This is a genomic window from Enterococcus sp. DIV1375a, from assembly GCF_051712205.1.
Taxonomy (GTDB): Bacteria; Bacillota; Bacilli; order Lactobacillales; family Enterococcaceae; genus Enterococcus; species Enterococcus faecalis.
On the sequence record NZ_JBIOOM010000001.1, the window covers coordinates 2,696,546 to 2,715,313 of the forward strand.

Below are 18,768 nucleotides of genomic sequence, written 5' to 3' on the forward strand. Positions count from 1 at the left end.
CTCACCTTGCTCCTTTCTAATCTACAGCAATCTCTACTGTTTTACTAAGGGTAATTCCTTGTTGTTTGCAAACATAGGCGGTAGTGAAATCGGTAACCCAACCGCCAATAAAATTCATTAATATCCCTACAAACATATAGCGAATCGCTAGGTCCATCGAATTTAGTCCTAACGTATCAATCCCTTGCGCAATCCCTAACCAAACGAACAATTCACCAGGATTAATATGAGGGAAAACTCCATTACTGGTATGACAAAATTGCGCTTGTGCAGCATAATAGCTAGGTTTATAGTATTCTGGTAAAAATCGTGCCATCGTAAAGGACATTGGATTGCCTAACATAAAAGCGGATAAAAAAGGCAACACTAAATATCGCGTAACAGGATTTTTGGCAGAAAGTTTGGCTACTTTGGTTACTCTTTCTTCTCCTAGAAAAGCAATTAAAGTATTCATAGCTACCATTAACATCAAAACAACAGGTACGATGCCTGTCATCCAAGAAATAAATGTTTCTGCTCCTGTTTGGAAAAGGTGCATAAATCCTTCCGCAAATTTTGTAATATAAGACATTACTCGACACTTCCTTTCAATTTTGTTTGTACTTTATTTTTCCATAATTGCCATTGAATTTTGGCTCCATTAAGCGGCGTTAATGGTTGTGTTTCTTGATAATTGCCAAGCTCAACACGTAAGTAAATTTCTCGTGCATTTTCCATCGCTTGTTGGGTTAATTTATTTTCCTTTTGTACGAGTGGATGGTAATGATCCATATAATGAATATCCTCGTTCACGTACTGAGGTAAGGGATGAAATTTAGCTAGAACGGTGACACCTTGCATCTTTCTAGCGGCTAAGATTTTCCCTTGCGAATCCACAGCAAACAAGATAATCGTGCCAGCTTTTAACTTCCCTGCACGTCGACCAATCGCGACTTTTCCTAATTGTCGCAATTCTTGGTAGTTTTGATTAAAGTGTTTAATCTGTTTCATTCCCATAGCTATCTGAACGAAGTAAGCTGTTAAAAAAAGCGCCCCGAATACGTAGATAAAACTCATATGATAATCCCCTTCCTTTGCATCCACTCTTTAACCGCTAAAACATCTCGTTGCTTCCGTAACTCATTACGTAAACGTTCGTCTCCTGCGATTGTAAACAAGCGGTCATATAGTTGTAGTAACTCTGCTTCAACAGTGGCCGTCAGCTCTTCTGGAATACCCAACAGTAAAATAACATCAACTTTACCTTCTGGTGTAACCAGTGATTCTTCAAAAACCCCAATCGATAAAATAATCGTTGGTAAGGCTTGATTAATTGTATGGGGAAAGGCAATCCCCGATTCAAAAATAGTTGTTTGTTGATCTTCTCTAGTAAAAATTCGTTCGATAAATTGAGGATCTACTAATTTTTCTGCTTCTAAATCAGCAATCATTTTCTGGATATTCGCTCGGTAACCTTGAGTATTCTCTAATAATTGATAGGTCATATGAATATTTTGAGATTCCACGGAACGAATTTCTTTTGCTCTCTGCCACTCATTTCTGAGCCAAGTATCATTAAATAAATTAGTTAAATGGATCATCGGTGTTTGTGGTCGAATATTTTTTAAGGGAATGGTTGTAAAAATAGCAAAATATTGATTCAATTCTCTTCTCTCTGCCTCTTCTTCAGAGAAATGGGCAATCTGGACGTCTGGACCCAAAACTTTTTCCAATTGCCGCTGAATGATCAAGGCCGTTCCATGACCTGTACTGCAGATTACAGCGATTTCTTTTTTGGCTCCCGCTTCATAGTTCCCTCTCAATGCTAGTTCAAAATACAAAGCGAGATACCCAAATTCAACCGTCGGCACACAACGATTCAACAAACGGCCCAATTCTTGCAAGCCAATCTTGGCTAATTCATAGGCCAAAGGATATTGTCGTTCAATTTCTCCATAAAATAAATCGTGACATTCCACATGAAAAACGAGTCGATTCATCACGTTTCTTAAATGATCTTTCATTTCTGAAAACAAGAAGTCCTCATCAAATTCAACAACAACTGAATGATGAATTTTTTTCATCATTTTTTGAAAATAGTCAGCTAAGAGTCCTTCATCAGTCAATAAAGAGTTACGAATATGGTTTGTGTTGATGTTAAAAGGAAAGCTGATAAAGGAACGTTCCCATTGGCTTAACGTTACATTATAGGTTATTTCCAAGTGATACATCAGTTCTTCAATCTGCTCGTTATGACGAACATAATCAACATATTCTGGTGGTAGTTCCGTAATGAGTTTTCCAGCTAAAACACGCTGCAAAACAATTGAAACCACTCTTCGTAAAAGAAAACTATCTTGTTTCGCTAGTCTTGTTTCTTTGATTATTTTTTGTATCATTTGTTTGGTAGTTTCATGAAGAAACTGTTCTTCAAAATATTCTTGGACGTAATTCACATGAAGCAAGCGTAAATCAAACTCTTTTCCTTCTAAATGAATGCCACGGTTTGGCGTACCTACAACCGCAACCTGCCAAGGAGCAATCAGCTCTTTCATGCGCTTAATGTCTTTATTAACTGTGCCGCGACTAACGGCGAGTTCTTCGGATAAATCATAAGTTGAAATAAATTGATCTTCTTCTATTAATCGTTTGATAATGTAGGAAACACGCTTGCTTGAAGAATTAAAATCAGATTCCCTTTTTAGCCGTCCAGACAAAACCTCTTCAAAACCTTCAAAGTTATTGATTTCTAACTGAAAGAGATTTTCCTTCTGAATAATTTGGGCGATACCGATTAATTCATCATTCAATGTATCAATGTTTTTACGAACTGTTTGAGGACTTGCGGCTAATTTCTCTTGCAATTCCTGTAAGCTCATTCCTTTGTGATCAACTAGTAATTTTATTACTTGGTACCATCTATTTACTAGCGTCATTTAGTTTTCCCACCTCTATCCTCTTGTTTTACCTCCAGCTACGTTTGTGGTGATGCCTGTAATATAGCTTGAACGGTCTGATAAATAATAGCATACTAAGTCAGCGACTTCATGGAGTTTTCCGCTACGACCTAATGGAATCGTACTTGTTTTTGAATAACCTGCTCGCAATTGCTCCACAGAAATGTTTCGTGTATAAGCCAATGCTTCTTCGTATGCTAAAGTGCGCAAGCCAGTTTCTTCCATAATGCCTGGCGCAATCCCCACGACACGGACGTTTGATTTTCCTAACTCTTTAGCCCATGAACGTGTATAACTGCTGACCGCTGCTTTCGTTGCAGCGTAAGCACTTTGCCCTTCGGAGCCTTCTAATCCAGCTTCTGAAGACATATTAATAATGACACCTGCTTGTTTTTGTACAAGAATCCGGCCCACTGCTTGGCTCATTAGGTAGAGCCCTTTTTGATTGATGGCTACAATTTTGTCGAATACCTCATCCGATAATTCATAAGGCCCATGAGGATGATTTTTATCCACCAATAGACGTGGAATATTGATGCCGGCATTGTTTACTAGGCCATCTACGGTTCCAAATTTTTCAACCACTTGAGCGACACCTGCTTCTACTTCTGCTCGAGAAGTTACATCGACTTTCACAAAGAGTAAATGCTCATGTTGCGTTTCTGATGCTGAAATATCAAAATTAGCGACATAGACCTCTTGTGCTAACAAGCTTTCAACAATGCTGTGACCAATACCAGATGAGCCTCCTGTAACAATCACTACTTTTCCTTTAATTCCTAACCAATCTGTCATTTGTTCCACTCCTATCATTTGTTTGCGCTTTCAGTATAGGTCAGTTTGTGAAATTATTTAAGACAGTCTTTTTTTGTAGTTTAGAAAAAAGAGTAGACTAATTCAAAACAAAAAAGCAGTTGCTTCTTCACAATCAATCATCCGTGAAGAAGCAACTGCTTCAAATTTTTATTATCCTTGCACTTTCGCGATTTTTCCTTGTTCGATGTAGACCATCAAAATGCTAATGTCAGCGGGGTTCACACCGCTGATACGGCTTGCTTGGGCAATCGTTTCTGGTTGGATTTTTTGTAGTTTTTGTTTTGCTTCTGTAGCCAAGCCGTTAATCGCTTGGTAATCAATGTTTTCTGGAATGCGTTTTGCTTCCATGCGTTTTAGTTTCTCAACTTTTTCCATGGCTTTTTTAATGTAGCCTTCGTACTTGATTTGAATTTCTACTTGTTCAATCACTTTTGGATCAAGCGCCTCTTCAGGTGCGGGAATAAATTGAGCGACTTCTTGATAACTGATTTCTGGGCGTTTCAGAAAATCTCTAGCTAAAATACCGTCTTTTAAGCCAGCAGCGCCTTTGGTTTCCAAAAATGCTTGCACTTCTTTGGTTGGTTTAATCCGATGTTTGCCTAAGCGGGCAATTTCCGCTTCAACAGCCGCTTTTTTGACTAGATAGGCGGCATATTGTTCTTCTTTGACTAAGCCAATTTCATGACCCATTTCTGTTAAACGTAAGTCCGCATTGTCATGTCGTAAAATCAAACGATACTCCGCACGTGACGTTAATAAGCGATAAGGTTCGTTGGTACCTTTTGTAACTAAATCGTCAATCATGACGCCAATATAGCCGTCACTACGTTTTAAAACAAGAGGCTCTTTGCCTTGAATTTTCAATGCAGCATTAATTCCTGCCATCAAGCCTTGACCAGCAGCTTCTTCGTAGCCACTAGTTCCGTTCGTTTGACCTGCTGTATAAAGATTCTCAATGACCTTTGTTTCTAATGTTGGGCGTAATTGGTGAGGGACTACCACATCGTATTCAATGGCGTAACCTGTACGCATCATTTCTACTTTTTCTAATCCTTCAATAGAATGAAGCATTTCTGTTTGGACATCTTCTGGTAAAGAAGTAGATAAGCCTTGGACGTAAACTTCTTCGGTATTCAACCCTTCTGGTTCCAAGAACAATTGGTGTCTTGGTTTGTCTGCAAAACGAACAATTTTGTCCTCGATGGATGGGCAATACCGAGCGCCCACACCTTCAACAATCCCAGTAAACATTGGGGCGCGGTGTAGATTTTTTTGAATAATTTCATGCGTTGTTTCATTCGTATAAGTTAACCAACAAGGTTCTTGGTTTTGATTGTAGGCACTATCTGGCGTGCTGTAACTAAAGTGGTTGGGTTCTTTATCGCCTGGTTGTTCCTCTGTCACAGAATAATCAATCGTACTTGATTTTACTCGTGGCGGCGTTCCTGTTTTAAAGCGATCGATTTCTAAACCTAATTCTTTTAAATGATTGGCTAAACCAACGGAAGGTTGCGAATTGTTTGGTCCTGATGAATATTTTAATTCACCAATAATAATTTCGCCACGCAAGGCAGTACCGGCAGTAATCACCACTGCTTGACTACGGTATGCGGCACCTGTTGAAGTTACAACACCACGACAAACGCCATCTTCCACGATTAATTCTTCAACAATCCCTTGACGAAGGATTAAATTTTCTTCTTTTTCAATGGTATGTTTCATTTCTGTCGCATAGGCATGTTTGTCAGCTTGCGCGCGCAACGCACGCACTGCTGGACCTTTACCAGTATTTAGCATCCGCATTTGGATGTAGGTTTTATCAATGTTTTTACCCATTTCGCCGCCTAATGCATCGATTTCTCGGACAACGACTCCTTTGGCAGGTCCACCAACAGAAGGGTTACATGGCATAAAAGCAACCATATCTAAATTAATCGTTAAAAGTAACGTTTTAACGCCCATTCGTGCGGCTGCTAAGGCTGCTTCAGAGCCAGCATGTCCAGCACCGACGACAATAACATCATATGATTCTGCTTGATATTGATTCATAAAAAATTCCTCTCTTGTCTTATTTTCCTAAACAAAATTGACTAAATAACTGTGTAATTAATTCATCTTGGACACTATCGCCGACGATTTCCCCTAAATAATCCCAACAACGGGTCATATCAATTTGAACTAAATCGACTGGCATACCTGCTTCGATGCCGTTAATCACTTCTTGTAACGAAAGCGCTGCTTGATCCAGCAAAGCAATATGACGTGTATTAGAAATATAGGTAGCATCTTTTTCGCCTGTTTGGCCGCCAAAGAAAAGATCAGCAATTTTCGTTTCTAACTGGTCTAAGCCTGTGTTTGACAACACCGAAACGGATAAAATTTCTTCTGCAGGGACTAATTCTTGTAATTCGTTAGGATCTAGTTTTGTCGGTAAGTCCATTTTATTTAAAAGAATAACGCGTTTTAAGCCTTTCGTTGCTTCCAACAGTTGACGATCTTCCTCTGTCAATTTTTCGCTTTGATTTAAGACTAACAAAATTAAATCCGAATCTGCTAACGCTTTGCGGCTACGTTCGACACCAATTCGTTCCACAATGTCTTCTGTTTCGCGAATCCCCGCTGTATCAATTAATTTTAAAGGAACGCCGCGAACGTTAACGTATTCTTCAATGACATCACGTGTCGTTCCAGCAATATCTGTAACGATAGCTTTTTCTTCTCGTAACAGATGGTTTAACAAACTGGATTTCCCGACATTTGGTCGGCCAATAATTGCTGTACTTAGACCTTCTCGCAAAATTTTTCCTTGTTTAGCGGTCGTTAATAATTGTTGAATCTGCGCTTTCACAAATTCGGCTTTTTCTAAAAGTAATTTCGTGGTTAATTCTTCGACATCATCATACTCTGGATAATCAATATTAACTTCTACTTGCGCTAAAGTATTTAAAATTTCTTGTCTTAATGAACGAATTAACGCCGACAAGTTACCATCCAATTGGTTCAATGCAACATTCATCGCTTTATCTGTTTTAGCACGGATTAAGTCCATCACTGCTTCTGCTTGTGAAAGATCCATTCGGCCATTTAGAAAAGCACGTTTTGTAAATTCCCCAGGTTCGGCCATTCGTGCGCCTTCACGTAACAGTAATTGCAGTAGTTGGTTCACCACGACAATGCCGCCATGACAGTTAATTTCTACCACGTCTTCTCGTGTAAATGTTTTCGGTGCCCGCATCACAGAAAGCATGACTTCATCAATCAATTGATCGTTTTGCGGATCAACAATATGACCATAATGAATCGTGTGCGTGGGGACTTTAGCTAAATCTTTAGTGCCTGACCGATAAACTTTGTTTGCAATAGCAACTGCTTGCTCGCCACTTAAACGAACAATACTAATCGCACCTTCACCTGGCGGCGTAGAAATCGCCGCAATTGTATCAAATTCCATTGTAGCTGATTGCATAATTAGCTTCCTTTCTTCATAACAACAAAAAAAGCGCCCACTCCTCCTGCATTAAAAAATTCAGGTTGGATTTAGCACTTTCACTGCTTGTTCCTTCGATTTTCTGAAAATAGAATAGCACATTTTATTCTATTTGGCAATTTTTCTTCATTAAATGGAACGAGAAAACGTATCATTGAGTGGGGAATTCTCAACAATACGTTTTCTCATCTATAGGAATTAAAGGAGAGAGCTAGTTTTTACGTTTGCGTTTGATGATTCCCATGCTCGCAAGGAATGCGACAAAGGCGCCAAACAAACTTGTTGTCACGGCTGAGGACTCTTTTTCACCTGTACTAGGTAAGTAGCCTGTTTTCCCGTGATTTCCAGTGCCATAACTGATGGTACTTAGTTTCGGATTGTAGCCACTACCATTTGTACCGAGGCCATTGCCTAGTGAACCTAAGCCAGAACCTGTTGTGCCTAAACCAGAACCTCCATTTGGATTTGAACCTGTGTTTGAACCATTCCCATTATTCCCACCAGTTGCGCCATTGTTTCCTGTGTTGCCGCCTGTATTGCCGTTATTTCCGCCAGTGTTACCATTGCCTCCTCCAGGCTTCGTTGGGTCGGCTGGTGTCATGAAGGTTGTAGCCGTACTGTAATGTCCTGCGCCATCGGTAGCTGTCGCAAGTAAACTTTGTTGAGCAGTCGCTTGTCCCGCTGTTAATTGGATAGCGAAGTTGCCCTCAGCATCGGTGGCACCTACAGCAATCACACTTCTTAATAGTCGGTTACTAATTTGAATGATTCGGTTTGGTTCAGCTGTTCCTTTGATGAGGTAGCCGGCTTTAGACGTTCCTAAAACTGAAGAAACAGTTGGTGCCGCAATTTTAATTTCTGGTTCTCCCGTAATATCGGCTGGCGTCATAAATGTGGTTTTAGGACTCACATTTCCTTGTGTATCTGTGGTTAGTGCGGTTAACGTTTCTTTTTCTGTTGCTAACCCTGCTGCAATATGAACGGAGAAGGTGCCTCCAGTAGTTGTATTGCCACTTGCCAATAATTTTTCACTGCTATTGTAAAATTGAACCGTGACATTTGGATCAGCAGTTCCAGTGACTGTATAGCCATTGGCTTTGTTTCCTTCAACCTTCGTAATAGTTGGCGCCGCTAAAACAACATCCGCTGGAATAACGGCTGTAGCTGGTTGACTTTCATTACCAGCGCTATCTTTGCTAATAATCGTAATCGTTTCTCCTGGTGTCACTACGCCAGCTGGTAGAGTCACCGTATATTGGCCGGTTTCGTTAGCAGTTGTAGCAGCAATGATGGTTCCGTCTGCGTCACGGACATCAATAGTAGTTTTGGGCTCCGCCGTTCCAGTGATTTCGTAACCTTTACTAGAATTTCCGGTAATAGAATCAATGGTTGGTGTGGCTAAGTCGGCTGGTGTAGTTGCTGTAGCTGGCTGACTTTCTTTTCCTGTTGCATTTTTCGCTACGACAGTTATTGTTTCGTTAGCTGAGGCCTTCCCTGGCTCTAAAGTCACTGTGTATTTGCCATCAGTTCCAGTAGTTGCCATGCCAAGGACTGTGCCATCGGCGTCACGCACCTCAACTGTTGTACCAACTTCTGCTGCTCCTACTACTTGATAGCCTTTTGTCGTGCTACCAGTAATTTTGTCAACAGTAGGTGTCGCGACTGGTGCATCTGGATCAGTAGGTGTTTTGAAAGCAGTCGGATTACTTTCTTTCCCAGCAGCATCTTTCGCAATGGCAGTTAAGGCTTCGTTAGCTGTTGCTGTGCCCGTCGGAAGAGTGATTGTAAAGGCGCCAGCACCATCAGTTGTTCCCGTAGCAATAACTAAACCTGCTTCATTGTGAATCTCAATGGTGACATTTGGCTCTGCCGTGCCGATTACTTGATACCCAGTGGCAGTTGTTCCTGTAACAGTCGTCACAGTTGGTGCTGCTACGGTTGCATCTTCAGGGACCGTCACTTCCGTTGGTTGACTTTCATTGCCGTCACCGTCTTTTCCAACAACTGTTAATGTATCACCAGGATTAGCGGCTCCCGCTGGAAGGTCCACAGTAAAGTTCCCTTGATCATCCGTTGTCGTTGTACCAATAATTGTTCCATCTGGGTTCCGTACTTCAATGGTGGTATTAGGGTCCGCTGTCCCAGTGATTTCATAACCAGTTGTTGAATCTCCAGGAATGTCACCAATTGTTGGTGTGGTAACATCAGCGGGTGTCATAGCTGTAGTTGGTTGACTCTCAAGTCCAGTATCATTTTTAGCAACTACATTCACTGTTTGTTTAGCTGTTGCTTTTCCTGAAGCTAACGTCATATTGGCCAGTCGGTCCAGTTGTTGCGGTGCCTAAAACTGTTCCGTCTGTTGCACGAACTTCAATGGTGGTGCCAAGTTCAGCAGTACCTGTCACTTGATATCCTTGTGTTGTATTCCCAGTAACTTTGTCGACACTTGGCGGTGCCACTACTTCATCTGCTGGTGTTTGGAAGGTTGTCGGTGTACTTGGATTGCCAGCAGGATCTTTGGCTAACGCTGTCAATGTTTCATTCGCATTTGCCGTCCCAGCTGGAAGGTTCACGGCAAAGGAACCAGTCCCATCGGCAGTCCCTGTTGCAATCACATTCCCATCTACATCACGAATTTCGATGGTAGCATTCGGATCAGCGGTACCTGTCACCTGATAGCCAGCAACTGAATTACCTGTGACTCCTGTTACAGTTGGTGCTGTAACCGTAGCATCAGCAGGAACAAGGACTTCAGTCGGTTGACTTTCATTTCCCGCGTTATCCTTTCCAATCACTGTTAACGTATCCCCAGGATTGGTCGTTCCCGTTGGTAGCGTTACAGTAAAATCACCATTCGCATCAGAGGTACCTGTACCAATGACTGCCCCAGCTGGATCACGAACTTCGATTGTTGTGTTAGGGTCTGCTGTTCCTGTAATTTCATAACCCGAACCAGAGTTACCTGTGATGTTATCAACTGTTGGTGCAGTGACATCAGCTGGTGTTGTCGCCGTTGCTGGTTGACTTTCCGTGCCACTAGCGTTTTTCGCTACAACGCTCAGCGTTTGATTTGCTGTTGCTTTTCCTGGAGCTAAAGTCACTGTATATTTTCCATCAGTTCCAGTTGTTGCAGTACCAAGGACCGTGCCAGCTGCATCGCGAACCTCAATGGTGGTACCAACTTCAGCAGTCCCTTTGACCTCATAGCCTTTTGTTGTACTACCTGTTACAGTCTCAACAATTGGCGTCGCCACGGGCGTATTAGGATTTGCTGGCGTTTGGAACGTTGTTGGCGTACTTTCTGTACCGCTGGCGTTTTTCGCTACAGCCGTTAATGTTTCATTGGCACCTGCTTCACCTGCGGAAATGTTAACTGTAAACGCTCCTGTCCCATCGGCGCTCCCTGTGCCTATCACGGCACCTCCTGCATTTCGGATTTCAACCGTGGCATTGGCATCGGCAGTTCCTTTAACTTCGTAACCTGCTGTTGAATTACCTGTTACTCCTGTGATTGTTGGTGCGGTTACGGTTGTCTCATCCGCTGGCGTTTGGAACGTTGTTGGCGTACTTTCTGTACCGCTGGCGTTTTTCGCTACAGCCGTTAATGTTTCATTGGCACCTGCTTCACCTGCGGAAATGTTAACTGTAAACGCTCCTGTCCCATCGGCGCTCCCTGTGCCTATCACGGCACCTCCTGCATTTCGGATTTCAACCGTGGCATTGGCATCGGCAGTTCCTTTAACTTCGTAACCTGCCGTTGAATTACCTGTCACTCCTGTGATTGTTGGTGCGATTACGGTTGTCTCATCCGCTGGCGTTTGGAACGTTGTTGGCGTACTTTCTGTACCGCTGGCGTTTTTCGCTACGGCGGTTAATGTTTCATTGGCGCCTGCTTCACCTGCGGGAATGGTAACTGTAAACGCTCCTGTCCCATCAGCGGTACCTGTGCCTATTACGGTGCCTCCTGCATTTCGGATTTCAACCGTGGCATTGGCATCGTCAGTTCCTTTAACTTCGTAACCTGCTGTTGAATTACCTGTTACTCCTGTGATTGTTGGTGCGGTTACTTCACTAGTAGTGCCTGCAGCAAAATAAATGTTGGATACACCGTCTGCTGTTGCTAATAAATTAACGTCTAAAAGATCTGTTTGAACGACTGTTCCTACAAAACGAGCATCTAATTATTGGATAAATTTTGAGGTGTTGAAACGGTAGTTGGTAAAGTAACCGTGGTTGTGCCTAGTAAAGAAGCATCCACTAACTCATTTACGCCTGAACCACCAACCGCTAATAAAGGCAAAGCACCTGAAACAGCCACGTTTACCGTGCCTTTGACAGGAAGCAAGGCTGCATTTATAGCTGCGGCGACAAGATTACTTGGGATACTGGTTCCTTTTGCCTCCAAAGCTTGAACTGCCGCATTCAAATCTTGTAAGATGTTTGAAACATTTTGGGCTAAAACTAACCCTAAACCATCACTAATCGGTGCACTAATGTATGATCCGTCAGCTGCTAACGTTTCCGGAGCTGTAAATGAAGCAGCACCTAAGTTTTCAATGTTATTAACTAATTCCAATTGACGATTCACTTCCGTCAAATCAATATCAACACCAGTTAAATTCCCTAACGCCCCACTGGTAATTTGAGTAATGACATTGGTTAAATCATTGGCTGCATTCAAAACGGCAGTCAAAAAAGTAACTTTTGAAAGATCAATCGTGACATTGGTATTGATTGCTGCGCTGCCTGCTGCAGCTACATTTCCTCTTAACTCAGGAGGAACCACTAACACCGCTTGTTTTTGTCCACTAAACACAGCGGAAGCATCTGCTAAAGCGCCACCAGAAACCGTGAAATTAACTGGTTGATTTTGGTTTGCGGCTGTCCAACGATTACTCGTTGAAGTGCCACTGTCATTATTTGACGTAACATTTGATAATAGTTCGATATCCAAGACCGCTGCTGATGCACTGATTGTGCCAGAGGTAACAGCTATACTTACAGGGATTGCTAATGACGTAAATAATAAACCACTTGATATTGCTAAATTAAGCATCTTGCGTTTTGTCCATTTTTTATGCTGACTTTTCCGATTAAAATCCTCAACAATTTTCTTTTTCATCTGATCGTCCCTCTTTTCTTTAAAATAAACGATAAATACCAAAATCATTAGCTTCCCCTAGTTGTTCATCTCCCCCTTTAGCGATTTAAATGGATTTAACACCTGCAGTTTAGTACATTTCCTCAGTTTTTCAAAATATAATGCTGTGAATTTTTATATAAAAATTCATTTGATAACAAGCGTCCTAGATATGTTAAAAAACTCACTAATTCATTAGTGAGTTATTATACAATGAGAGGAAAATGAGGAAGTTTATACGTTTCTCCCCAATCATTAAAGATAAATAAATTATTTTATTATAGCTTATCGTTTGATAAATCGATAATTAAATAACGGAAAATTTTTTTATTTTTTTGAGAAATTCCACTATTATTTTTTCTGCTTCTTTGACTGTTTTTATCAATTTTATGGCTGTAAGTCATAAAAACTTTACATCAAAAAAATGACTCTAATCTATAACAATTTTTTCTGTTTTTAAGATTTTTTTTATGAATTTTTTTATATTAAAAAAATTTCATAAAAAAAGGCGACAGCCGTTTTTGAACGAATGCCGCCTTTTAGACAAACAAAAACCTGATTCTAAAAGAATCAGGTTTAGGAAAAGCAAATCAAGATTCGCTTCAACTGTTTATCATCGTATTTGTATACTCTGATAAGAATGATTTCGTAATAAAATATACTGTGTTTCGTGGTATTTGTCAATCGCTTTCTTGAATTCTCTTGAGACCTTTCCATAAGCATATAAGGTCAAAATAACTGACCAAATCAGCGTTGTAACTATCTTTTTAATTAAGGCGTCAGCCAATTTAATTTCATTAGTTTATCTAAAAACACCACCAAAATTAAAGCATCTGCACTGCCACCAATACTCCAATTTTTTTCTTTGAATAAGTGATTCAATCTTTCTAAGCAAAGGGTTCCCCGTAACGTTTGTGTCCCCCCTAAAGCAAAATATTCCTGGATTAACGGTTGATATACTTCAAAAATTCGGACATTCTGACTTCGTTTAATCAAATTCGTATCCTCAACATAGAGCGATAAATAAAGGAGCGTATCAATGAGTTTTTGTTGTTGTGTGCCTTGATGTTTTTGATAATAAGGCACTCCCTGTTTAAAGACAGCGGGATACCCTTGTTGCGCCTCTCCACGGATTCCAGTCAAGCCATACTGAACAAATAATCGTTCACCCCAAGTTAGTTTTTCTAGCTCATTCGTAGCGAGGTTTTCAAAGTCGGCCAGTAAGTCTTGCGTCATTGTTTGAAGCGTTTGTTGAAACAATTGTAAGGTGCAAGGGGTCTCCCAAATCATTAGACGACCACAGATAGCTAAAAAAATACCTAGAGAAAAAATCGCTCCTTTATGTGTGTTGATCCCTTCTGTTGCCTCAAACATCGCTCGTTCTGCTTCTAAACCAACTTGTCGAATCGCGCGAAATGTTGCCTCAATCGGCAAATGACGTAGCTCTGTCCCAGCTTGAACGAAGGTTTCAAAATAAGGAGTCAAAACCACACTACTTTCTAAAAAAGTGAAAACATCCATATCTTGATGGGCGCCTGCATCGACTGGATCCACCAAGCCTGGTTTATTTAAACAGGTCACTTCATAGAGTAGTGCCAATTGTGCTTGCTGCGCTAATTTACTCCTTGCTTGCTTTGTCATTGCCTTTTACGTCCCTTCTTCTGCCATGGTCTTTTCTTGTTTTATATAGTCTAGTACAGCATTAAAAACCGTGTCAACTACGCCGCCATCAAATACATTAGGTATGAATTTTTCTGCTGTGGGTTCTGAAATCATAGCGGCCAAGCTTCGTGCTACTGTCATTTGCAAACCGACATCAACTTTTCTGCCTTTCGCTGCCAATAACCCTTTAAAAAGACCTGGAAAAGCTAAAATGTTGTTCACCTGATTCGGATATTTGGAAGAACCAGTTGCTAATAAACGGACGCCATTGGCTTGGGCGAGGGCTGGTTCAATTTCTGGTTTAGGATTTGCTAAAGCAAAGATAATTGGGTCTTGGTTCATTGATTTAATCAGAGCTGGCGTTAGCACATCCGCTTCTGATAAGCCTAAAAAAACATCCTGATTGACGACAGCGGTGGCTAAATCTTTGTTTTCTACTGATGGTTTTATTACCTGTCGAAGCAAAGCACGTTGGTAAGGATTCAATGTCGGGTCTTCTTCTCTTAAAACACCTTGGCGATCTACTAAGGTGAGATGCGTAATCCCCGCTTGAATACATAACTTAGCGGTCGCTACACCAGAAGCACCAACTCCGTTAATCACCACACGTAATTCATTTAAAGGTTTTCCTTTAATTTTAGCTGCGTTGATTAGTCCAGCTAAAACGACAATGGCTGTGCCTTCTTGGTCATCATGATACACAGGAATGTTCAAACGTTGTTGAAGTTTTTCTTCAATTTCAAAACATTTTGGTGCAGAAATATCTTCTAGATGGATTCCTGCAAAACTATTTTGTAAATTTTCAATTGTTTGAACCATCTCGTCCACTGATTTTTGTTCCAGTGCTAAAGGAATAGCATCGACCCCCGCCAAATTTTTATAAAGTAAAGCTTTGCCTTCAACAATTGGCAAGCCCGCTTGCGTGCCCATATTGCCGAGACCCAGAACAGCTGACCCATCTGTAATAACCGCAATTAACTTACCACTAATGGTCCACTCGCGCGCTAATTCATGATTTTGAGCAATCATTAAACTCAATTCTGCGACACCAGGTGTATACATTTTGGCTAAATCATGATGGTTTAATACCGCTTCTGTTGCTTCAAGACTTAGCACACCAATATTTTTTTGATGAATTGCTAGAACTTCTTCTAACACATTGTCACTTCCTTTCACGGGCTGCCTTTTTTCTATTTGATGAAGCAAGGGTTTGAACAACCGTTATCGTCGCTCAAACCCTTGCTTCTTTATACATTTGCGGAGCACTTGCTCGTTCTATTCTGGCAAGTCAAGTTTGACTGTCACTTTCTGTAACGGTACATCGTAAAAAGGATCTTCACGACGGCCTAAAAAGTCTTTTCCTTGTTGTGGGAACATCGCATATAATAGGACATCCTCTTCAGATTTTGCGTATTGTTGGATTTCATTTTCTAAACTATGCAACTCTGGTTTCAATAAATCCGCCGGTCGACAAGTGATTACCTCTTCATCCCCGATGATTTTTTGTTTAATCTCTTCTGCGATAGGTGCTGGTGATTTGCCGTATTCTCCGCGCACATAATCTTTGATTTCATTCGGTATTAAGGAATATCTTTCCCCAGAAATCACATTCATTAAGGCTTGTGTTCCAACCATTTGTGAAAGCGGCGTAACTAGTGGTGGATACCCTAAATCTGCTCTTACTTTAGGTACTTCAGCTAAAACTTCTTCATATTTGTCTTGTAAGCCTTGCTCCGTTAATTGACTTAATAAGTTTGATAACATACCACCAGGTACTTGATAAATCAAGGTTTTCGGTTCCGTATCTTTAACTTTAGGGTTTAAAATGCCTTCACTTCTAAAGCGATCACGAATCGGATTGAAATAGTCAGCAATCTCTGTTACTTTTTCCATATTTAAACCTGTTTCAAAGCCTAAATCTTCTAACGCAATGGCTACAGATTCTGTGGCTGGTTGACTCGTACCGCCAGCGAAAGAAGAAATAGCTGTATCGATGATATCCGCACCTGCTTCAGCAACTTTTAAATAGGTCATCTCAGAAATACCACTAGTCGCATGCGTATGCACCTCTAAAGGTAAATCAATGGCATCTTTCATTTTGCTCACTAATTCAAAACCAGTTTGTGGCGTCAAAACGCCTGCCATGTCCTTAATACAAATGGAATCCGCTCCTGTTTGACTTAATTCTTTGGCTAATTTTACAAAGTAATCGATGGTATGAATTTCACTCGTGGTATAAGAGATCGCTGCTTGACAGTGTCCGCCAGCTTCTTTTGTTGTTTGAATTGCTGTTTGTAAATTACGGACATCATTCAAGGCATCGAAAATACGAATAATATCAATCCCATTTTCAACTGATTTTTCGACAAAGGCCCGCACCACATCATCAGCGTAATGACGATATCCTAGTAAATTTTGTCCTCGTAATAACATTTGAAGTTTGGTATTTTTAACTTCTTTGCGAATTTGGCGAAGACGTTCCCAAGGATCCTCGTTTAAATAGCGGACACAGGAATCAAACGTTGCCCCGCCCCACATTTCTAATGCATGAAATCCTGCCTCGTCCATTGTTTTAATAATCGGCAGCATATCTGAGGTTGACATCCGTGTTGCAATTAAACTTTGTTGTCCATCCCGTAGCACCGTTTCTGTAAAACGAATTTTTTTACTCACTTGGCTGCTCCTTTCGTGTCAAAATTATTTCTGTTATTTTTTCTTGCATTGCTTCAAGACTGTGACGTCGATTTCGTCCACAGACTTTCGCCTCTTCTTGGCAAACAAAACAGCGCCGTGGTGGCAAGCCTAAATCTCCTCGATGAAGGCTTTTTAGTTCTTTATTTCCCCATAAAACATCTAGGTCCACTAAACGACCATAAGGATGTGTTTCTTCAATTTTGACCATTCTTTGTTTTAACTCTTGCGGGGCTAACGAAACCGCCAAATAATATTCAGGCCCTGTTTTTTCATTCCGGTAAAAATTAACAATCGGTACTTGATCCAGCAATTGTTGCTCGACTTCGTCAATTACTTCTAAAAAAACAGCCGTTAAGGTGGGCGAATTTTTTACTTCTCCAGGAATATTCATTGTGGCAGATAAGAGACTAGCTTCTGGTGCTGTTTCTAACAACTCCTTCTGTGTAGCAGCTCTTTGTTCGCGAGCATCCAACATCTCTAAAAGTGTTACTTTTTCCCCATTAAACATTGCGTACCACATCAATTAGACTACCATCTCGGTATTCAATTAACGCAACAACTTTGTCTCCATATTTAATTGGTTCCGGGGTGCCAACAATGTTGTAGGCTTTGTCTTTCAACTCTTCTAACGTAAACTGAGGAACATCTAAAGTTTTAAAACAATCAATTAAGTCTGTTCTTTTTGGATTGATTGCAATGCCGACTTCTGTTACTACGACATCGACACTCGTACCTGGTGTAACGACTGTATTTACTTGCTCAACGATTGTTGGAATCCGTCCACGAACAAGTGGTGCAATCACTAGACTCATTTTACAAGCCATACTTGTATCGGAATGTCCGCCAGAAGCACCACGGATGACACCATCTGAACCAGTAATGACATTTACATTAAAATCTGTGTCCACTTCTAAAGCAGATAAAATAGCTGTGTCTAATTGATTAATAACCGCCCCTTTGCTAAGCGGTGAAGCATACATATTGGCATCAATTTCATAATGATTGGCGTTTTCCCCTAAAGAAATAGCTGATGGATGATCAAAGTCTTGGACGTCAATAATTTTTTCTACTAAGCCTTCTTCCAAAAGTTCCACCATTGCATTCGTAATTCCACCTAAAGCGAAACTTGCTTTAATGCCATCTTTAAGCATTTGTTCTCTCATGAACCGCGTAACTGCTAGTGAAGAGCCACCTGTTCCTGTTTGGAATGAGAAGCCTTCTTTGTAGTAAGGAGAATGTGTAATTATTTTTGCGGCATATTCAGCAATCAATAATTCTTTGGGATTCTTTGTAAAACGTGTCGCGCCTTTGGCAATTCCATCTGGATCACCAATTGCATCAATTTCTACTACATAATCAACATCTGTTTGTGGAATACTAATAGGGGTATTAGGATATGGTACTAATGTGTCAGTAATGATGACAACTTGATCCGCATATTTTGCATCGACCATCGCATATCCAAGAGAACCACAGGTAGCTTTTCCTTTGGTTCCATTCGCATTTCCATAAGCGTCTGAACTTGGTGCACCTAAGAAAGCTACATCAATATGGATATCGCCTGCTGCTACTGCCCGTGCCCGGCCACCATGTGAACGAATCACCACAGGATTTTCCATGATACCTGCTGAAATAGCGGCGCCTACTTTATCTCTCAAACCAGAAGAAGTAATGTTGGTGACTACTCCATTTTTAATGTGTTCGATCAGAGGTTCATGAACATTTGCAATTGAACTAGGTGCAATCGAAATGTTTTTCAGCCCCATGGCGGCAATCTCGGCTAAAACTAAATTCATCACATAGTCTCCTTCACGGAAATGGTGATGGAAAGAGATGGTCATGCCATCTTTCAACCCTGTTTTTTCAATTGCTTCACGAATACTTCCTAAAAGTTTTGTCTCCCGAGGTTTCACTGGTTTAATTGCTCGGCTCGCTTCTTGATAAGCATCAATGTGTGCTAATTCTCCTTCATAAATGCCGTATTGCTCTGCATAAGATTGAGGAATGTCTTTGCCTACTTTATTTACTACCAT

At 40.9% G+C, this 18,768-nt stretch carries 11 protein-coding genes and 1 pseudogene; all 12 read right to left on the minus strand.

From position 1 onward, the window contains the following. Window positions 1-16: 16 nt before the first annotated feature. The 12 genes and pseudogenes from srlA to citF all read right to left on the minus strand — a co-directional run bounded on the left by srlA (window position 17) and on the right by citF (window position 18,768). The gene (gene srlA / locus IGJ63_RS13060) at window positions 17-571 is read right to left on the minus strand and encodes a PTS glucitol/sorbitol transporter subunit IIC (RefSeq protein ID WP_002355983.1); all 555 of its coding nucleotides are present in this window, start codon (window positions 569-571) and stop codon (window positions 17-19) included. Next, window positions 571-1,056 (minus strand): transcriptional regulator GutM, encoded by a 486-nt coding sequence (locus tag IGJ63_RS13065; protein ID WP_002355985.1) that lies wholly within the window; start codon window positions 1,054-1,056, stop codon window positions 571-573. The genes srlA and IGJ63_RS13065 overlap by 1 nt, the downstream gene beginning before the upstream one ends. Next, the gene (locus IGJ63_RS13070; protein WP_010822403.1) at window positions 1,053-2,915 is read right to left on the minus strand and encodes a BglG family transcription antiterminator; all 1,863 of its coding nucleotides are present in this window, start codon (window positions 2,913-2,915) and stop codon (window positions 1,053-1,055) included. The genes IGJ63_RS13065 and IGJ63_RS13070 overlap by 4 nt, the downstream gene beginning before the upstream one ends. Window positions 2,916-2,930: 15 nt before the next feature. After that, window positions 2,931-3,731: an SDR family oxidoreductase gene (locus tag IGJ63_RS13075; protein WP_002379285.1), complete on the minus strand. Its 801-nt coding sequence runs from the start codon at window positions 3,729-3,731 to the stop codon at window positions 2,931-2,933. A gap of 171 nt (window positions 3,732-3,902) precedes the next feature. Further along, window positions 3,903-5,801 carry a tRNA uridine-5-carboxymethylaminomethyl(34) synthesis enzyme MnmG gene (gene mnmG, locus IGJ63_RS13080; RefSeq protein ID WP_101731819.1) on the minus strand — a complete coding sequence of 633 codons (1,899 nt, stop codon included), beginning with the start codon at window positions 5,799-5,801 and terminating at the stop codon, window positions 3,903-3,905. A 19-nt stretch (window positions 5,802-5,820) separates the two neighbouring features. Continuing rightward, window positions 5,821-7,218, minus strand: a complete 1,398-nt coding sequence (mnmE, locus tag IGJ63_RS13085; protein ID WP_101731818.1) for a tRNA uridine-5-carboxymethylaminomethyl(34) synthesis GTPase MnmE — start codon at window positions 7,216-7,218, stop codon at window positions 5,821-5,823. A 232-nt stretch (window positions 7,219-7,450) separates the two neighbouring features. Then, window positions 7,451-12,409: pseudogene (locus IGJ63_RS13090) on the minus strand (Ig-like domain-containing protein). Window positions 12,410-13,150: 741 nt separating this feature from the next. Beyond that, entirely contained in the window at window positions 13,151-14,020 is an 870-nt protein-coding gene (citG, locus tag IGJ63_RS13095) for a triphosphoribosyl-dephospho-CoA synthase CitG (RefSeq protein ID WP_002419347.1), read from the minus strand. 6 nt (window positions 14,021-14,026) lie between these two features. Further along, on the minus strand, window positions 14,027-15,199 hold the full coding sequence (locus IGJ63_RS13100) for an NAD(P)-dependent malic enzyme (protein ID WP_010714967.1): 1,173 nt from the start codon (window positions 15,197-15,199) through the stop codon (window positions 14,027-14,029). A gap of 117 nt (window positions 15,200-15,316) precedes the next feature. Then, window positions 15,317-16,714, minus strand: a complete 1,398-nt coding sequence (locus IGJ63_RS13105) for an oxaloacetate decarboxylase subunit alpha (protein WP_101731817.1) — start codon at window positions 16,712-16,714, stop codon at window positions 15,317-15,319. Continuing rightward, window positions 16,707-17,243 carry a citrate lyase holo-[acyl-carrier protein] synthase gene (gene citX / locus IGJ63_RS13110; RefSeq protein ID WP_002419346.1) on the minus strand — a complete coding sequence of 179 codons (537 nt, stop codon included), beginning with the start codon at window positions 17,241-17,243 and terminating at the stop codon, window positions 16,707-16,709. The genes IGJ63_RS13105 and citX overlap by 8 nt, the downstream gene beginning before the upstream one ends. Beyond that, entirely contained in the window at window positions 17,236-18,768 is a 1,533-nt protein-coding gene (gene citF / locus IGJ63_RS13115; RefSeq protein WP_002355996.1) for a citrate lyase subunit alpha, read from the minus strand. The genes citX and citF overlap by 8 nt, the downstream gene beginning before the upstream one ends.